We start from the raw sequence: 18,233 nt of genomic DNA, 5'->3' as shown, positions 1-18,233 counted from the left end.
ATGGTGGCTTGCCATCAGCGGCAAAAAACTACCGCGCAGTCGCTCTTTGCCTTCCTGAGTGTTTTATATCTTATTGATTTATAAGCTTATTCTCTTTGTGGCACGCACTTTGCTTTTTTGTTGCTGACCAATTAGGTGTGGGCGAGGGCCTGACCATGAGCATCAGTTTCGATCGAGCACTGGGTATTCATCAGCACGCGCTGGGCTTTCGCTCTCAGCGCGCAGAGGTGCTGGCCAACAACATTGCCAACGCGGATACCCCAAATTTCAAGGCGCGTGACCTGGATTTTGCCGCTGTACTGGCTGAGCAGCAGTCTGGGGGCTCCCAAGGCGTGTCTTTAGCGCGTACCAGCAACCGGCACATTGCCGGAGAGGGCCTTGCTATGGGGGATGCTGCGTTGCGCTATACCACGCCGCACCATCCTTCCATTGATCAGAACACAGTGGATGTCCAGCAGGAGCAGGCCAAGTACGCGGAGAACGCGGTGCAGTTCCAGGCCAGCTTTACCATGCTCAACAGCAAGTTCAAGGGGCTGATGTCGGCCCTGCGCGGCGAATAAGGAGAACGATAAATGTCTCTGTCCAGTGTATTCAACATTGCCGGGAGTGGCATGAGCGCGCAAAGCACGCGCCTCAATACAATCTCCAGCAATATCGCCAATGCCGAAACGGTATCGTCCAGCATTGATCAGACTTACCGTGCCCGTCATCCGGTCTTTGCCACGGTGTTCCAGCAGGCGCAGGGTGGTGGCGGTTCGCTATTTGCTGACCAGGACCAGGCGGGAGCTGGCGTTCAGGTGCTGGGTATTGTCGAAGACCAGAGCACGCTCATGCCGCGCTATGAGCCCAATCATCCGATGGCCGATGAGGCGGGCTATGTCTATTACCCCAACGTCAATGTCGTTGAGGAAATGGCCGACATGATTTCGGCCAGTCGCGCTTACCAGACCAACGTGGAAATGATGAACACCGCCAAGCAGATGATGCAGCGGGTTCTGACCTTGGGCCAGTAAGGCAAGGAGCAGGCAGATGAGCACGGTTGGCGCGGCAGGATCGGTGCTGGAGAAGTACCAGATCAAGAATGAAAGCAACTCCAGCAAGGAACTGGGCAAGAACCAGTTTCTCGAGCTGCTGGTTGCTCAGTTGAACAACCAGAACCCCCTGGAGCCGCAGGGTAATGGCGAATTTATTGCCCAGTTGGCGCAGTTCAGCCAGGTCGAAGGCATCGAGAAGCTTAATAGCAGCATGGGCTCATTGCTGTCCGGCTATCAGTCCTCGCAGGCCCTGCAGGCGTCTTCGCTGGTGGGGCGCAAGGTGATAGTACCGACCGACAAGGCGCTGGTAGATACCAGTGAAAGCTTCAAGGCCAGTGCCGTTTTGCCGGTAAGCAGCAATAACGTGTTCGTCAACGTGTATGACAATGCCGGCAGCCTGGTTAATCGTATCAACCTGGGTCAACAGCCGGCGGGCAATGTCAGCTTCATTTGGGATGGCAAGAATGCCAAAGGCGAGCTGATGCCGCCGGGAACCTACAAGTTCGAAGCCCAGGCTACGGTCGGTAACGAGAACAAAGGCCTTTACACCATGCTGCCGGCCAATGTCGACAGCGTTGTGCTGCCGCAAAACGGCGGCGAACTCATGTTGAACCTGGCAGGCATTGGCAGTATCGGCCTGTCCAAGGTGCAGATCATCGGTCAGTAAGCGCCGCTCGCGGCAAAGGAGACGAAGATGTCTTTCAATATCGGTCTCAGCGGCCTGCGTGCTGCCACCAAAGACCTCAACGTTACGGGCAACAACATTGCCAACGCCGGTACCGTTGGTTTCAAACAGTCGCGTGCCGAGTTCGCTGATGTGTATGCGTCCTCGGTGTTGGGTACGGGCAAGAACCCGCAAGGCAGTGGTGTATTGCTGGCGGATGTGTCGCAACTGTTCAATCAGGGCAACATCAACTACACGCAGAATGCGCTTGACCTGGCGATCAACGGCAACGGTTTCTTCCAGGTCAGCAACAACGGTGCCTTGAGCTATACCCGTGCCGGGTACTTCGGAACCGATAAGGATGGTTTCCTGGTCGATAATTTTGGCTACAACCTGCAGGGCTATACGGTCGACGCCAATGGCGTACTGCAACCTGGGGTCGTGGGTAATCTGCAGATTCGTACGGCTAGCCAGGATCCTCGGCCTACCTCGAGCATCGAGCAGGTTTACAACCTCAACTCGACCAATACCGTGCCGGTCAATGCCCCCTTCCGAGCGGATGATCCGACCACCTATAACTCATCAACCTCGCTGAACATTTACGACTCCCAGGGTAATGCGCACGTTTTTACCCAGTATTTCGTCAAGACCGGACCGAATAACTGGACGATGAACGTGCTGATCGACGGCGCACATCCCTTGGCTGGCGCACCCAACCTGGCTGCCACCACGGCAGCGGCAGGTGGTGCGACACCGGCTGCCGTATTGGCTGCTGCGCTGGGTACGCTGGATCCCGCTTCCGACTTCTATGCCGACATGAATACCCAGGTCAGTGCCTTGCTGGCCTCCGCGCCGCCGCCTAGTGCGGCAGATGTGGCAGCAGCTGTTGCCCGCGTAGGTGCTCAGTCGCCTATTAGTGCTAACCTGGCTTTTGACGCCGTGGGTCGTTTGCAGCCGATTACCGGTGTGTATGACCCCAATGCCGTGCCGGCCACGCCGCCGGATGCCAATGACTTCTGGCAGTTGAATGCCGATGGCACACTCAATCTCCGCCAGTGGACCCCTGCTAACCTCAACAATGGTACGCCCGCCGTGCCGGTGGCAAACGGTGCCAATGCCAATGTGGAGGGGGTGAATCTGGATATGCGTAATGCTACGCAATTTGCCAGCGCCTTTGCCGTCAACCGGGTGAGTCAGGATGGCTACACCACCGGCGAGTTGGCCGGATTGGAAATTGCTGAAACGGGCGAAGTGTTTGCGCGCTATACCAACGGCCAGTCGATGATTCAGGGGCAGATCATTCTGGCCAACTTTGCCAATGTGCAGGGGCTGACGCCGGTAGGTAAAACCCAGTGGGTGCAATCCTTCGAGTCAGGTGAGCCGGTGCGTAACCCACCTGCCACCGGTACGCTGGGGGCTTTGCAGGCTGGTGCGCTGGAAGACTCCAACGTCGAGTTGTCGGATCAGCTGGTCAATCTGATCGTGGCGCAACGCAACTACCAGGCCAATGCCAAGACCATCGAAACCGAAAGTGCGGTTACCCAGACCATTCTCAACATCCGCTAGTGACTGACAGACGCTCGCCAGTGTTTCGCCGCAGGGTGGAATGCTGGCGAGCGTCTGTTTGTATGCACCGGCAAAAGTCGCTTGCCGCCGCCGGCATTCTGTCGCCGCTGGTCTTCTCAGATTCTCCTTTACTTTCTTTATTTTTCTTTTAAATCAATAACTTATTAATATTTAAAAGAATGGCATGACTTGTGCATTTGTTTGCTCATCCCTTTCTTGGCCGAGGCCTGCAGCGGAGATCAGACATGGACAAGATGCTCTATATCGCCATGACCGGCGCCAGTCAGAATACCCTGGCTCAGCGTGCCCACGCCAATAACCTGGCGAACATATCCACCAGTGGTTTTCGCCGTGATTTCGAGCAGGCCCGCTCCATGCCGGTGTTTGGCGAAAGCCTGCCGGCGCGTGCCTATGCCATGAGCGAGCGTCCCGGCACCGACTTTACGCCGGGCAGCCTGCAGGAAACCGGGCGAGACCTGGACGTGGCGGTGGAAGGGCAGGGCTGGATTGCCGTACAGGCTGCTGATGGCAGCGAGGCTTACGTGCGTACGGCCAGTCTGCAGATCGATGCGCTCGGTCAGTTGCGTACCAGTGCCGGTCTGCCGGTGCTGGGCAACGCCGGACCGATCCTGGTGCCGCCGGAGGAGAAGGTCGAAATCGGCCAGGACGGCACGCTGAGTATTCGTGCGCTGGGTGAAGCGCCCAATGTGCTGGCTGAGGTCGACCGGATCAAGTTGGTCAACCCCGATCCCAAGCAGTTGGAGAAAGGCGTTGATGGCCTGATCCGCGTCAAGGGCGCGACCCAGCCGCAGGATGCCGACGCCAATGTGCGCATGGTGTCCGGCTTCGTCGAGTCGAGCAACGTCAATGCGGTCGATGAAATGACCTCCATGCTGTCGCTGGCGCGACAGTTCGAACTGCACGTGAAGATGATGCGTACCGCCGAGGACAATGCCGCGGCTATGGCACGGGTCATGCAACTGAGCTGATGAGTAGATAAGGGCGTCATGAATCCGACGCCCGAGGAGAGTAACCATGCTTCCGGCACTGTGGGTCAGCAAGACCGGTCTGTCCGCCCAGGACATGAACCTGACGACCATTTCCAACAACCTGGCCAACGTCTCGACCACGGGTTTCAAACGTGATCGTGCCGAGTTCGAGGATCTGCTGTACCAGATTCGTCGCCAACCGGGTGGTCAGTCCAGTCAGGACAGCCAGTTGCCCAGCGGCTTGCAGCTGGGTACCGGGGTGCGCATCGTCGGTACGCAGAAGATCTTCACGGCTGGCAGCCTGCAGACCACCGAGCAGCCGCTGGACATGGCGATCAATGGCCGCGGTTTCTTCCAGGTGCTGCTGCCCGATGGCACGGTGTCCTACACCCGTGACGGCAGCTTCCACCTCAACTCCGACGGCCAGCTGGTGACCTCCAACGGCTTTGCCCTGGAGCCGGCCATCGTGCTGCCGCCCGAGGTGCAGACCTTCATGGTCGGTGAAGACGGCACGGTGTCGGTGACCACCTTTGGCGATCCACAGCCGCAGGTGATCGGCAATATCCAGACGGCCGACTTCATCAATCCGGCGGGCCTGCAGGCGATCGGCAACAACCTGTTCCTGGAGACCGGCGCCAGTGGTGCACCGCAGGTCGGTACGCCGGGCCTGACCGGATTGGGCACGGTGCTGCAGAACACCCTGGAAAACTCCAACGTCAGTGTGGTGGAAGAGATGGTCAACATGATCACCACCCAGCGCGCTTACGAGATGAACTCCAAGGTGGTGTCCACCGCGGATCAGATGCTCTCGTTCATCACCCAGCAACTCTGAGTCTTGAGGTGATTGTCATGCCTGCCGCCAAATTGCTGTCGCTGTTGAGCTTGAGCCTGCTGCTGGCCGCCTGTGTGGCGCCGCAGCCCAAGCCGGATGACCCCTACTATGCCCCGGTGATGCCGCGTACCCCGCTGCCGCCGGCGCAGAACAGTGGTGCCATCTACCAGGCGGGCTTCGAGACCAACCTGTATGACGATCGCAAGGCGTTCCGGGTAGGCGACATCATCACCATCACCCTCAACGAGCGGACCCAGGCCAGCAAGAACGCCAATGCCCAGTTGTCCAAGGACAGCAACACCAACATGGGGGTGACCTCGCTGTTCGGTGGTGGGGTGTCCCTGGCCAACCCGCTGCAGGGAAGCCTCAATCCGCTGCAGGCTGACGACCTGACACTGGGCGTGGAGTACGGCGGTACCCGTAGCACCAAGGGCGACAGCAAGGCGGCGCAGGGCAACAGCCTGAGCGGCTCGATCACCGTCACCGTGGCCGAAGTCATGCCCAACGGCATCCTCATGGTGCGCGGCGAGAAGTGGATGACCCTGAATACCGGGGATGAGCTGGTGCGCATTGCCGGTCTGGTGCGTGCTGACGATATCGCCACGGACAACACCGTAGCGTCGACCCGTATTGCCAACGCGCGGATTACCTACTCGGGCACCGGCTCGTTTGCTGACGCCAGCCAGCCGGGTTGGCTGGATCGTTTCTTCATGAGCCCGATGTGGCCGTTCTGACAAGGTGGCAGTGATGAATCCGTGCAGCTTCCATTCCCGTACTGCCTACAGCCTGGTGGCCGTACTTGGCCTGCTCTGGCTGATGCTTGCCGCGCCCGTGCAGGCGGCGCGTCTCAAGGATCTGGCCAGCATCCAGGGTGTGCGCAGCAACCAGTTGATCGGCTACGGCCTGGTCGTCGGCTTGAATGGCACGGGTGACCAGACCACCCAGACGCCCTTCACCCTGCAGACCTTCAACAACATGCTGGCACAGTTCGGTATCAAGGTGCCGGCCGGCAGTGGCAACGTGCAACTGAAGAACGTCGCGGCGGTATCGGTGCATGCCGAGCTGCCGGCCTTTGCCAAGCCCGGGCAGACCATCGATATCACCGTGTCGTCGATCGGCAATGCCAAGAGCCTGCGCGGTGGCAGCCTGCTGCTGACGCCGCTGAAGGGCATCGATGGCAACGTCTATGCGGTGGCCCAGGGTAACCTGGTGGTCGGTGGCTTCGACGCTCAGGGTGGCGATGGTTCGCGGATCACCGTCAACGTACCGTCCGCCGGGCGTATTCCTTCCGGGGCCACGGTGGAGCGTGCGGTGCCGAGTGGCTTTGACCAGGGCAACAGCCTGGTGCTCAACCTCAACCGTCCGGATTTCACCACCGCCAAGAATATCGTCGATACCCTCAACGAACTGCTCGGCCCGGGCGTGGCCCGGGCGCTGGATGGCGCGTCGATCAGTGTCAGCGCACCGGCCGACCCCGGGCAGCGCGTCGATTACCTGTCGATCATCGAGAACCTGGACGTTGAGGTGGGCCAGGCAGTGGCCAAGGTGATCATCAATTCGCGCACCGGGACCATCGTCATCGGCCAGAACGTCAAGGTTCAGCCGGCGGCGGTGACCCACGGCAGCCTGACCGTGACCATCACCGAAGATCCGATTGTCAGCCAGCCCGAGGCACTGTCCGCTGGTGAAACCGCGGTGGTGCCGCGCTCGCGGGTGAATGCCGAGCAGGAGGCGCGGCCTATGTTCAAGTTTGGCCCGGGTACGACCCTCGATGAGATCGTCCGGGCAGTCAACCAGGTAGGCGCAGCGCCTTCCGACCTGATGGCGATTCTCGAAGCCCTCAAACAGGCCGGTGCACTGCAGGCCGATCTGATCGTGATCTGAGGAGACGGCCATGCAAGCGCGCACGTCCGGCATCGACTCCGGTGCATACAGCGACCTCAACCGCCTGGGCCAGTACAAGGTGGGGGGCGACAGCGAAGCCAATATTCAAAAGGCCGCGCAGGAGTTCGAGTCGCTGTTCATCAACCAGATGCTCAAGGCCATGCGTGCCGGCAACGAGGTATTTGCCGAAGGCAACTTCCTCAACAGCAGCGAGAGCAAGACTTACCAGGATATGCATGACCAGCAACTGTCGGTGACCCTGGCCAAGGAGGGCGGCATTGGCCTGGCCGATGTACTGGTGCGGCAGATGAGCAAGCTCAAGGAACGTGCCAGCCGGCCCAATCCCTTTGCTCAAGAAGGCTCGGCAGGCGTGCCGCCGGCAGTAACCGTCAGCCAGATGAATACCCCGAGCGCCTGGCCCAGTTCGCCACAGGCCGCGCTGAACAGCCGTCTGCCGGCTGCCGGCGAGGCCGCCCGCGACGACTCGCGGCTGCTTAACCAGCGCCGTCTGGCCCTGCCAGGACGCGGCAGTGAGCGTTTGCAGGTCGCCATGGATGCGGCACAGCCCCCACAATTGGCGGCGCGTGACTGGGTGCCTGCGCGCAGTTATGCGGCACCTGCCGAACGACCCTTGCAGACGCAGGGCAGCCAGGTGCTCAACTTCGATACGCCAGCCGATTTCGTAGCCAGCCTGATGCCTATGGCCGAGCAGGCTGCTGCCAAGATAGGTGTCGACCCACGCTATCTGGTGGCGCAGGCAGCGTTGGAAACTGGCTGGGGCAAGTCGATCATCAAGCAGGGCGGGGAAAGCAGCCATAACCTGTTCGGTATCAAGTCGCACGGCTGGAAGGGCGCCTCCGCTTCGGTGATGACCACCGAGTACCACAATGGCCAGGCGATCAAGGAGCGCGCCAGCTTCCGTAGCTACGACTCGCTGGCGCAGAGCTTCGATGACTATGTGACTTTCCTGCAAAGCAACGGACGTTATCGTACCGCCCTGCAGCAGACCGCCAATCCCGAACAGTTCATGCGTGAGCTGCAGCGGGCAGGCTATGCCACCGACCCGCAGTATGCGCGCAAGGTCAACCAGATCGCCCGCCAACTGGACACCTACCAGCGGGTAGCCGATGCCAGCCGCCCGACGGCACAACAGCGGACCTAAGCCATGGCAGACCTTCTCAATATTGGCCTTTCCGGCCTGGCCGCCAACAAGACGTCGCTGACGGTTACCGGCCACAACATCAGCAACGTCAATACGCCTGGTTTTAGCCGCCAGGACACCGTGCAAGCTACTCGCGTGCCGCAGTTCAGTGGTTCGGGCTATATCGGCTCCGGGACCACCCTGGTCGATATCCGTCGCAGCTACAGCGAGTTCCTGAGTACCCAGCTGCGCAGCAGCACGGCACTCAATAGCGACGTGAAGTCCTACAAAAGTCAGATCGAGCAGCTGGATTCGCTGCTGGCCGGCAATACCACCGGCATTACGCCGTCGCTGCAACAGTTCTTCTCCTCGTTGCAGACGGCTGCGGAAGATCCCGCCAATATTCCGGCACGACAGCTGGTGCTGTCCGAGGCCGAAGGCCTGGCACGGCGTTTCAATACCATCTATGACCGCCTGGCCAGCCAGAACGAATTCATCAACAAGCAGATGCAGGTCACGACCGAGCAGATCAATCGGCTTGCCGGTTCGATCGGTCAGCTGAACGATGCCATTGCCGTGGCCGCTGCCAATGGGGCGGCACCCAATGACCTGCTGGATGCCCGCGAAGAAGCAGTTCGCCAGCTGTCGACCTATATCGGTGTGACCGTGGTGCCGCAGGATGACAACACCTACAACCTGTTTATCGGCAGTGGCCAGCCCTTGGTGGTTGGCAATACGGTGAGCAAGCTGGAGGCGGTGATTGGTCGTGGTGATCCAACCCGCTTCGAGATTGACTTTGTCAGTGGCTCCTCGCGGCAGGCGGTGACCACCCAGCTATCCGGCGGTGAATTAGGCGGATTGATTCGTTATCGAGAAGAGGTGCTGGATGCCACGCTCAACAGCGTAGGCCGTTTGGCCATCGCCATGAACAGCGAAATCAACGCCCAGTTGGGCCAGGGGCTCGACCTCAAGGGTAATGTCGGGGTGGCGCTGTTCAATAACCTGAATGACGCGCAGCTGGCTGATCTGCGGGCGCGGCCGTATGCCGACAACATTTCGAGCGTGGATGCCTCGGTGAGTATCCGTGATAGCCAGTTGCTGACTGCCAGCGACTATCGCCTGGAGTATGACGGGGTTTCCGCGCCTGCCGGCTATACCGCACGGCGCCTCAGTGACAATGCAGTGATGACGGTCAGCGCGGATGGTGCGGGCGGATTGCGTCTGAGTGATGGCAATGGCGTGGATCAGGGCATTACCGTCAACCTGACGGGCACCCCAAATGCCGGTGATCGTTTCCTCCTGCAGCCGACCCGTCGTGGTGCGGCAGACATCCGCAGCGTGCTGGACCAACCCGATCAGCTGGCATTTGCTGCGCCGCTGCGTAGCCAGGCCAATCTGCAGAATGCCGGTAATGGCGTGATCGGTCAGCCAAACGTGACCCTGGTGATCGATCCGGCCAGCCTGCCGCAGCAGAACTTCGTTTCCGACCCGCTGCGCCTGCAGAACCTGCAGGCGTTGGGCAGTATCGAATTGCGTTTCAACCAGGCGACCAATCAGCTGGAGTTTGTCACGCCGCTGCCTGCCGGGGTCAGTATTACCAGCGTGCCACAAACCTCGCCCCCTCCGCCGGCAGCTCCAGCCCCGGCGCCTACACCGATTACCGGGTTGAACGTGACCCCCGGGCAAAGCAATAACCTCAGCTATGCGATTGTGGTGACCAGCGGTGGGGTAACCCAGAGCTATACCGTCGAACAAACCTTCAGTGGTCGCCCGGTCGAGGGAGATCGTTTCAGTGTGGGGCAGAACCTCAGTGGCGTTTCGGATAACCGTAATGCTCTGCGTCTCGTCGACCTGCAGAATGCTCAGGTGGTGGGTGTCAGCTCCGGGCCCAATGGTCTGGTGGCCGGGGTTAGTTTTACCGATGGTTATGGCGATCTGGTGGAACGCGTCGGTACGCTGACTGCCCAGGCGCGGATCGACGATACCGCTACCAGTGCGATTCTCAAGCAGGCGACGGACAATCGCGATTCGCTGTCAGCGGTCAACCTGGATGAAGAGGCAGCCAACCTGATCAAGTTTCAGCAGTATTACCAGGCTTCGGCGCAAATCATTCAAGTTGCGCGCAGCCTGTTCGATACCCTGATCGGGACCTTCAGGTAAGCGCCGGACGAATTAGGTGAGGACTGGCTGTTGGTTGGCCAGTCGATACAGCGGCAAGCCCACCCTTGGACTTGTTGAAGTGGACGGGAGGCAGACTCCCATGGCGACAAGAGGCTTTCTATGCGCATCTCAACCTTGCAGGCATTCAATAACGGCGTTGCCGGCTTGCAGCGCAACTATGCCAATGTGACCCGTACTCAAGAGCAGATCAGTACGGGTAACCGGATCCTCACCCCGGCCGATGATCCGGTAGCCTCGGTACGCCTGTTGCAGTTGGAGCAGCAGCAGAATGTCCTTAACCAATACGCAGAAAACCTCACCGCCGCGAAAAACAGCCTGACCCAGGAAGAGGTTAGCCTCAACTCCGCCAACACTATCCTGCAGCGTGTGCGAGAGCTGGCCGTGCAGGCCGGTAATGGTGCCCTGAGCAGCAAGGATCGCGCCTCCATTGCTGCTGAGCTGCAGGAACGAGAGGACGAACTGTTGGGCGTGATGAACACCCGTAATGCCCGCGGTGAGTACCTGTTTGCCGGCTTCCAGGGTAAAACCCAGCCGTTTGTCCGACAGGCTGACGGCAGCTATGCCTATCAGGGGGATGAAGGGCAGCGCAAGATCCAGATCGCCAGCTCGCTGGATATTCCCATCAGTGACAACGGCAAGAAGACCTTCGTCAATATCACCGATGCCGGGCGTCTGCAATTGGCTCCGCCCGGGGCGCCGGGTTTGCCAGGGCTGCGCGTCAGTACACCGCTGGTGCAGGATGAAGTGGCCTTCAGCGGCACCCCGGCGTTCCCGCCCGGCGGTATCGAAATCGAGTTTGATACGGTCAACCCGCAAAACTACGAAATTCGTTCGATTGCTCCGCCTGCCGTGCTGGGTAGCGGCACGCTGGATAGTGACCCGGCCAAGCAGGACAAACTGGTATTCCGTGGCGTGGTGGTGAACTTCGACGGCACCCCGGCTGGCGGCGAACTGGTGCAGATCACCCCGCGCCAGGTGGGCGGCGTGGATGTGCAGAAACAAGGCGTGCTCGACAGCATTGCCACTTTGCGTCAGGCGCTGCTGGATGCGCCAGACACACCCAACGGCAACCTGCAGGTGCGTGATGCCGTGGCCTTGGGCTTGACCAATCTGGACCATGCCATGGTGACGCTCGACGGTGTCCGTGGGGAAATCGGTGCACGCCTGAACATTGTGGAAACCACGCAGACCGACAACGAGGATGTCAGCCTGGTCAACAAAAGCGTGCAGGCCCAGTTGCGCGAGCTGGACTACGCCGAAGCGTTATCGCGCCTGTCCTTTGAAAGCATCGTGCTGGAGGCTGCCCAGCAAAGCTACGTGAAAATCGCCGGGTTGACCCTGTTCAGCCAGATGTAAGACGCCTGTCTGGGGCGAGTGGCATGCCTGTCAACCCGTTGTCAGAAAAAAACGCAAAAAAACTTAAAAAAGTCCTCAAGCTTTCCCGCCACCCGACGATAACCAGTACGAATGCGAGGTAAATGGTGGGCCAGCCCAGGCTGAACACCTAGGCCCGCACCACCAGGCTACCTTAAGTACCCGCCCATTGGAGGCTCATACCATGGCACTTACAGTCAATACCAACGTTGCATCGCTCAATACCCAGCGCAACCTGAATAATTCCTCCAATGCGCTGAGTACCTCCCTGCAACGCCTGTCCACCGGTTCGCGCATCAACTCCGCCAAAGACGATGCTGCTGGTCTGCAAATCTCCAACCGTCTGACCAGTCAGGTGAATGGCCTGGGTGTCGCGGTACGCAATGCCAACGATGGTATCTCCCTGGCGCAAACCGCCGAAGGCGCCCTGCAACAGTCCACCAACCTGCTGCAGCGCATGCGCGACCTGGCCCTGCAGTCGGCGAACGGCTCGAACAGTGCCGAAGACCGCGGCTCGCTGCAAAAAGAGGTGGCCCAACTGCAGAGTGAGTTGTCGCGCATTGCCACCACCACGACCTTCGGTGGCCGCAAAGTGCTGGACGGTACTTTTGGCACCTCCAGCTTCCAGGTGGGTTCCAATGCCAACGAAACCATCGATATCACTCTGACCAGTGCGGCGGCGGATAAACTGGGCAATCACACGCTTAAGTCGAACGGGAGCATTTCTGCTGGCGTGGCTTCAGCTGCCGCCACAACTGCGCCGGTTAACGGCTTGGATGCTCAGTCTTTGATTGTTACTGGTTTTTCGGGGCAAAAGACCATTACTACAAGTGCTAACGATACGGCTAAAGCAGTTGCGGACAAGATCAATGCCGAGACCTTGAATACCGGCGTTAAGGCAGAAGCCAAGACGGGGGCGGAGCTCAGCGCTCTGGCCGAGACCGGTGTTGTGTCGTTCAAGCTTTCCGGTTCGAACTCCACCGCGGTAGACATCAGCGCTAACATCACCGACACCAACGATCTGAGTTCTCTGGTCGATGCCATCAACGCCAAGTCGGCAGATACCGGCATCACTGCCAGTGCTTCGCCGAACAAAGATGGCAAGCTGGTGCTCGAGAGCAAGGCCGGTTATGACATCAAAATCGAGAATTTCTCGGTGGCCGATGGTGATGCTACCAACAACGCAATCGTCAAAGTGGCCGCGCTGAAATCCGATGGCACCTATGTCCCCTCCGCCTCTGCTATTACCCTTGAAGAACCTGATGAAACTGCCGTCGGTACCGGTACCGACTCCACAACCGTGAGTGGTTTCGTCACCTTTTCTTCAACCAAGTCCTTTTCCGTCAATGGCGGCACCGCAGAGTTCCTGGGATCTACCGCTGCAAACTCAAGCCTGGAAACTGTCGCTAAGATCGACATCAAAACTGCAGCGGGTGCTCAGTCAGCCATCGCAGTGATCGACTCGGCCATGGCTCAGATCGATGACCAGCGTTCCAGCTTGGGTGCCGTGCAGAACCGCTTCGAGAACACCATCTCCAACCTGCAGAACATCTCGGAGAACGTATCGGCTGCCCGTGGCCGTATCCAGGACACCGACTTCGCTGCAGAAACCGCCAACCTGAGCAAGAATCAGGTGCTGCAACAGGCCGGTACGGCGATCCTGGCGCAGGCCAACCAGTTGCCGCAGGCAGTGCTGAGCCTCCTGCGTTAAGCTGAAACGAGCGGTATGCTTGAACACGGGGGGTAGTGCTTGGCGCTACTCCCCGTCTTGCCATGCGAGGTGAGCTTATGGATATCAACAGTATGGCGGCTGGCGGCTTGTCGTCGGTCAGCCGCCCGGCCCAGTCGGTCAGTCGCGCTGAGCCGTCAGGCGCTGCGCAGCCTGTGCAGCCTGCCACTGCGGCCGAAACCGTGCGCGCAGCGCGGGAAACGGCCGATACGGCCCGGCAAGGCGAACAGCCGCTTGAAGAGGCGGTTTCCAGCATCCAACAGTTTGTGCAGACCGTGCAGCGTAACCTGAACTTTTCCCTGGATGACTCCACGGGGCGAGTGGTGGTGAAAGTGACCGACGGTGCTTCCGGCGAAGTCATTCGCCAGATTCCCTCGGAAGAAGCGTTGCGTTTGGCGGAAAGCCTGGAACAAGCGCGCAGCCTGTTGTTCAAGGCGGAAGCCTGAGTAAACTGGCATGATTCTTGTGTGAAAGGGAGCGCAACGAATCAGAACGTCAACCCATTGACGAGGTGGCTAACATGGCAGCTATAACCGGCATCGGCTCAGGTGTGGACATCAATAGCATCGTTTCGGCACTGGTCAGTGCAGAACGAGCGCCCAAGGATGCCCAGCTGGCACGCCTGGAAAAAGCCAGTACCACCAAGTTCACTGCCCTGGGCCAGCTCAAGGGCGCCGCCAGCGCACTGCAGGCCGCGCTCAAGGAGCTCAACAAGCCTGAGTTGTTCGACAAACGTACGGCGACTTCCTCGGACAGCAAGCTGGCCACGGCCAGCGCCAGCACCACTGCGCTTTCCGGCAGCTATCAGCTGGAAGTGCGTAGCCTGGCCACCAGCAGCAAGGTGGCTACGCAAAGCCTGGCATCGACCTTCAATGCAGCCAGTGACGGCACCTTCGATGTTCGGGTGGGCTCTGGTACTGCCGTGGAAGTGGCGGTGACGGCTGGAGATGACCTGGTAGCCATTCGTGACAAACTCAATGCTGCGCTGAAAGATCAGGGCGTGACGGCCAACGTTGTCAACGATCCTGCTGCAGAGACTTCACGCCTGGTGCTCACGGGTAAGGAAACCGGTGCCGGCAAGGACATCGTCATTGAGAAGGCCAGTGCCGGGCTGACTGATCTGCAAATCGACCCCACAGTGGCGGTTAGCGACAGTTCGGCTGGCTACCTGACCCAGGCAGCCGATGCGGAATTTGCCATTGATGGCCTGACCCTGTTCAGTGGCAAAAACAGCATCAGCGATGCCATACCCGATGTGACCCTCAATCTGCTCAAGGCCGAGCCTGGTACCAACCTGACCATTACCGTGGGGCAGGACACCGGCGGGGTGAAGAGCAGTATCAAGAAATTCATTGATACCTATAACACGCTGATCACCACCAGTAACCAACTGACCGGGGTTACCTCCGCGGGCGAGGGCAAGCCGCCTGTAGTGGGTGGCCTGGTCGGTGATGCGTCGGTGCGCACCCTGTTGGGTGGCCTGCGTGCCGAGTTGGGTAATCCGGCCACCGGCAGTGGCGACAGTTTGCGTGTGCTCGCTGATTTGGGGATTACCACGCAAAAAGACGGCACGCTGAAAATCGACGATACGGTTTTCGATAAGGCGCTCAAGGAAAACTATGACGCGGTGGGGGCGTTCTTCACCGGGGATAGCGGCCTTATGGCGCGTCTGGATAAGCGCATCAATGGTTTTGTTCAGACTGGCGGCATTCTTGAGCAGCGTATGAACAGCCTGCAGGCCACCATCAAGGACATCGACAAGCAGAAAGAAAGCCAGAACCTGCGCATCGCCAAGGTACAGGAACGCTTGCTCAAGCAATTCAATGCCATGGACTCGCTGGTCAGCCAGCTCAACAGCACCAGTGACCGCCTGACTCAGTCGTTGGGTAGCCTGCCTGGTTTCGTCAAGAAGGAAAGTTAACCCGTGAGCAACCCCATCGATACCTACAAGTCCGTCAAGACACAGCAGGACGTGACACCTTATCGTGCCGTGCAGATATTGCTACAGGGGGCTTTGGATCGTCTTTCCCTGGCCCGCCATGCCTTGCAGGAAGGCAACCCAGAGGTTCGTGGTCTGGCGGTTGGCAATACCCTGGATATCATCGGCGTGTTGCAAGGCAGCCTGGACAAAGAATTGGGTGGGGAAATTGCCGCCAACCTGGATGCCTTGTATGACTATATGACTCGTCGCCTGGCGGGTGTGGCGCTGGATCGCACACCGCGTAGCCTGGATGAGGTGACTGCGCTCCTGGAACAGATCAAGTCGGCCTGGGATGCTATCGGGCCCGAAGTCGAGCCGGTGTCGCCGGCCTGACTGTCCAGACGCGGTCATGGCCCTAAGTGCGCTGTTAGCTGTTGTTTTGACTCAAGCTTTTCGTGTGCTTGCCGATAACCAAGTATCAGCAACACACATCGTGCGGAGTCATCATGAATGCCATGGCAGCCCTCAAGCAGTACCAAACGGTCAATACCCAGGCGCAGGTGTTCGATGCCAGCCCGCATCGACTGATTCAGATGTTGATGGAGGGTGGGCTCAGTCGGCTGGCGCAAGCCAAGGGAGCGATGGAGCGTGGTCAGGTAGCCTTGAAGGGCGAGTTGCTGGGCAAGGCGATTGCCATCATTGGCGGCTTGCGTGAAGGGCTCGACTTGCGTCAGGGTGGTGAGCTGGCGGCTAATCTGGATAGCCTGTACGAGTACATGAGTAGCCGCCTGCTGCAGGCCAATCGCAGTAATGATGTGGCTATCATCGATGAAGTGGCCGGCCTGCTGCGTGAAGTAAAAAGCGGTTGGGATGGCATTGCCAATCAGATCTAACCCGTTGGGGACACAGCCATGAGCCTGTCGGTACAACGTCTGGAACAAACGGGCTGCGCATTGCGTGCAGCCTTGGCGGCACGTGACTGGGCGGCTATTGGTGAGCTGGATCAGCTGTGCCGGGCACTGGTTGATGAAGCCATGGATGAGTCGGTGCGTGACGAAGCACAGCTGCGTGGCCGTCTCGAAGAATTGTTGGCCCTTTACCGTGAGTTGGTGCAGCTCTGTCAGAGCGAGCAGCAACGTCTGGCCAGTGAGCTTTTGCAGCTTAATCAGTCGCAACAGGGCGCCAAGGTGTATCAGTTGTTTGGCTGAGGCACTGTTACGGCGTGCAGGCAAGCTGCACGCCAGGCTTGATCCTGCGCAGTATCCTTTCAGTATTTTCAGAAATTTCACGCCATTAAATTGACTCTTGTCGGTCTTTTGACTTTACTAGTGGCCAATTGCCGGCTGGGCTGATTGTTCAGCCTAGCGGCAGGCTGCCCGTGTCAGCCTTTTCTCTTACCGTCGTTGAGTCAGAAGCCAAGCCATGTGGCGAGAAACCAAGATTCTGTTGATCGATGATGATGCCGCGCGTCGTCATGACCTGGGCGTCATTCTGAACTTCCTAGGTGAGGAGCATCTGGCCGCTAGCAGCCAGCAATGGCCCTCGCTGCTTGATGGCCTGGCAGACTGTCGTACCTTGTCGGTCGCGCTGGTTGGACAAGTTGATGGCAAGGGCGGGGTACTGGAGCTGCTGCGCCAGTTAGGCGAGCGTGATGAGTTTCTGCCGATCCTGCTGGTCGGTGAGGCACCGACTGCACAGTGGCCGGAAGACTTGCGCCGCCGCGTTCTGGTCAGCCTGGATATGCCGCCCAGCTACAACAAGCTGCTCGATTCGCTGCACCGTGCTCAGGTCTACCGTGAAATGTACGACCAGGCTCGTGAGCGTGGCCGTCAGCGCGAGCCGAATCTGTTCCGTAGCCTGGTAGGTACCAGTCGTGCCATCCAGCAAGTGCGCCAGATGATGCAGCAGGTTGCCGATACCGAGGCCAGCGTGCTGATCCTTGGCGAATCGGGAACCGGTAAGGAAGTGGTAGCGCGCAACCTGCACTACCACTCCAAGCGGCGTGAGGCGCCTTTTGTGCCGGTCAACTGTGGGGCCATTCCCGCCGAGCTGTTGGAAAGCGAACTGTTCGGTCATGAGAAGGGTGCCTTTACCGGGGCAATCAGTAGCCGTGCCGGGCGTTTTGAGTTGGCCAACGGGGGCACCCTGTTCCTCGATGAAATTGGCGATATGCCGCTGCCGATGCAGGTCAAGCTGCTGCGCGTACTGCAGGAGCGGACCTTCGAGCGGGTAGGCAGCAATAAAACGCAAAGTGCCGACGTGCGTATCATCGCCGCCACCCACAAGGATCTGGAGAAGATGATCGAGGAGGGCAGTTTCCGCGAGGACCTGTACTACCGACTGAATGTCTTTCCCATCGAGATGGCCCCGTTGCGCGAGCGTATCGAGGACATTCCTCTGTTGATGAACGAGCTGATTTCGCGCATGGAGCATGAGAAGCGTGGTTCCATTCGCTTCAACTCGGCGGCCATCATGTCGCTGTGTCGGCATGACTGGCCGGGTAACGTGCGCGAGCTGGCCAACCTGGTTGAGCGCATGGCCATCATGCACCCCTACGGAGTGATCGGCGTGGCCGAGCTGCCGAAGAAATTCCGGCATGTCGATGATGAGGACGAGCAGCTCTCCAGCCTGCGTGAGGAGTTGCAGGAGCGTGACGCGTTGATGGGTAATTTGCCGAGCCTGGAAAGTGGCGCGTTGCTGCCGCCGGAAGGTATCGACCTCAAGGAATACCTGGGCAACCTGGAGCAAGACCTGATCCAGCAGGCCCTGGATGACGCTGCCGGGGTGGTGGCGCGCGCCGCCGAGCGCTTACGTATCCGGCGTACCACCTTGGTCGAGAAGATGCGCAAGTACGGCATGAATCGGCGTGACGAGGATGATGAGGCTGAGTAACTGTATGCCGGTTTCTTGGCGATGAT

At 59.3% G+C, this 18,233-nt stretch carries 18 protein-coding genes; all 18 read left to right on the top strand.

Translation table 11 applies throughout. From position 1 onward, the window contains the following. The first annotated feature begins 155 nt into the window (after window positions 1–155). The 18 genes from flgB to CFY91_RS07555 all read left to right on the top strand — a co-directional run bounded on the left by flgB (window position 156) and on the right by CFY91_RS07555 (window position 18,207). Window positions 156–560 (top strand): flagellar basal body rod protein FlgB, encoded by a 405-nt coding sequence (gene flgB / locus CFY91_RS07640; RefSeq protein WP_093985851.1) that lies wholly within the window; start codon window positions 156–158, stop codon window positions 558–560. Window positions 561–572: 12 nt separating this feature from the next. Then, window positions 573–1,013: a flagellar basal body rod protein FlgC gene (flgC, locus tag CFY91_RS07635; protein WP_093985757.1), complete on the top strand. Its 441-nt coding sequence runs from the start codon at window positions 573–575 to the stop codon at window positions 1,011–1,013. 16 nt (window positions 1,014–1,029) lie between these two features. Beyond that, window positions 1,030–1,701, top strand: a complete 672-nt coding sequence (gene flgD / locus CFY91_RS07630) for a flagellar hook assembly protein FlgD (protein ID WP_093985756.1) — start codon at window positions 1,030–1,032, stop codon at window positions 1,699–1,701. A gap of 27 nt (window positions 1,702–1,728) precedes the next feature. Continuing rightward, window positions 1,729–3,264: a flagellar hook protein FlgE gene (flgE, locus tag CFY91_RS07625; protein ID WP_093985755.1), complete on the top strand. Its 1,536-nt coding sequence runs from the start codon at window positions 1,729–1,731 to the stop codon at window positions 3,262–3,264. Window positions 3,265–3,509: 245 nt separating this feature from the next. Beyond that, entirely contained in the window at window positions 3,510–4,253 is a 744-nt protein-coding gene (locus CFY91_RS07620) for a flagellar basal body rod protein FlgF (protein ID WP_093985754.1), read from the top strand. A 46-nt stretch (window positions 4,254–4,299) separates the two neighbouring features. Beyond that, the gene (gene flgG / locus CFY91_RS07615; protein WP_093985753.1) at window positions 4,300–5,085 is read left to right on the top strand and encodes a flagellar basal-body rod protein FlgG; all 786 of its coding nucleotides are present in this window, start codon (window positions 4,300–4,302) and stop codon (window positions 5,083–5,085) included. Window positions 5,086–5,102: 17 nt separating this feature from the next. Beyond that, window positions 5,103–5,819 (top strand): flagellar basal body L-ring protein FlgH, encoded by a 717-nt coding sequence (flgH, locus tag CFY91_RS07610; protein ID WP_093985752.1) that lies wholly within the window; start codon window positions 5,103–5,105, stop codon window positions 5,817–5,819. Between the two features lie 13 nt (window positions 5,820–5,832). Further along, window positions 5,833–6,969 carry a flagellar basal body P-ring protein FlgI gene (locus CFY91_RS07605; protein ID WP_093985751.1) on the top strand — a complete coding sequence of 379 codons (1,137 nt, stop codon included), beginning with the start codon at window positions 5,833–5,835 and terminating at the stop codon, window positions 6,967–6,969. Window positions 6,970–6,979: 10 nt separating this feature from the next. Continuing rightward, window positions 6,980–8,131, top strand: coding sequence for a flagellar assembly peptidoglycan hydrolase FlgJ (gene flgJ, locus CFY91_RS07600; protein ID WP_093985750.1), 1,152 nt, complete (start codon window positions 6,980–6,982; stop codon window positions 8,129–8,131). 3 nt (window positions 8,132–8,134) lie between these two features. Further along, window positions 8,135–10,270 (top strand): flagellar hook-associated protein FlgK, encoded by a 2,136-nt coding sequence (flgK, locus tag CFY91_RS07595; RefSeq protein WP_093985749.1) that lies wholly within the window; start codon window positions 8,135–8,137, stop codon window positions 10,268–10,270. 120 nt (window positions 10,271–10,390) lie between these two features. Beyond that, window positions 10,391–11,647 (top strand): flagellar hook-associated protein FlgL, encoded by a 1,257-nt coding sequence (gene flgL / locus CFY91_RS07590; protein WP_093985748.1) that lies wholly within the window; start codon window positions 10,391–10,393, stop codon window positions 11,645–11,647. Window positions 11,648–11,849: 202 nt separating this feature from the next. Further along, window positions 11,850–13,376 (top strand): flagellin, encoded by a 1,527-nt coding sequence (locus CFY91_RS07585; RefSeq protein ID WP_093985747.1) that lies wholly within the window; start codon window positions 11,850–11,852, stop codon window positions 13,374–13,376. Between the two features lie 77 nt (window positions 13,377–13,453). Beyond that, window positions 13,454–13,840, top strand: coding sequence for a flagellar protein FlaG (locus CFY91_RS07580; RefSeq protein ID WP_229727202.1), 387 nt, complete (start codon window positions 13,454–13,456; stop codon window positions 13,838–13,840). A gap of 74 nt (window positions 13,841–13,914) precedes the next feature. Then, on the top strand, window positions 13,915–15,315 hold the full coding sequence (gene fliD / locus CFY91_RS07575; protein ID WP_093985746.1) for a flagellar filament capping protein FliD: 1,401 nt from the start codon (window positions 13,915–13,917) through the stop codon (window positions 15,313–15,315). 3 nt (window positions 15,316–15,318) lie between these two features. Then, window positions 15,319–15,708, top strand: coding sequence for a flagellar export chaperone FliS (gene fliS, locus CFY91_RS07570; RefSeq protein ID WP_093985745.1), 390 nt, complete (start codon window positions 15,319–15,321; stop codon window positions 15,706–15,708). A gap of 113 nt (window positions 15,709–15,821) precedes the next feature. Next, window positions 15,822–16,208 (top strand): flagellar export chaperone FliS, encoded by a 387-nt coding sequence (gene fliS, locus CFY91_RS07565; protein ID WP_093985744.1) that lies wholly within the window; start codon window positions 15,822–15,824, stop codon window positions 16,206–16,208. Window positions 16,209–16,226: 18 nt separating this feature from the next. Beyond that, window positions 16,227–16,523, top strand: coding sequence for a flagellar protein FliT (fliT, locus tag CFY91_RS07560; RefSeq protein ID WP_093985743.1), 297 nt, complete (start codon window positions 16,227–16,229; stop codon window positions 16,521–16,523). A 214-nt stretch (window positions 16,524–16,737) separates the two neighbouring features. Then, window positions 16,738–18,207, top strand: a complete 1,470-nt coding sequence (locus tag CFY91_RS07555; protein ID WP_093985742.1) for a sigma-54 dependent transcriptional regulator — start codon at window positions 16,738–16,740, stop codon at window positions 18,205–18,207. Window positions 18,208–18,233: the final 26 nt, after the last annotated feature.

The sequence above is a fragment of the Pseudomonas fluvialis genome (assembly GCF_002234375.1).
GTDB lineage: Bacteria > Pseudomonadota > Gammaproteobacteria > Pseudomonadales > Pseudomonadaceae > Aquipseudomonas > Aquipseudomonas fluvialis.
Note: the sequence above shows the minus strand (reverse complement) of the source record. Positions and strands in the feature narration are given on the sequence as shown.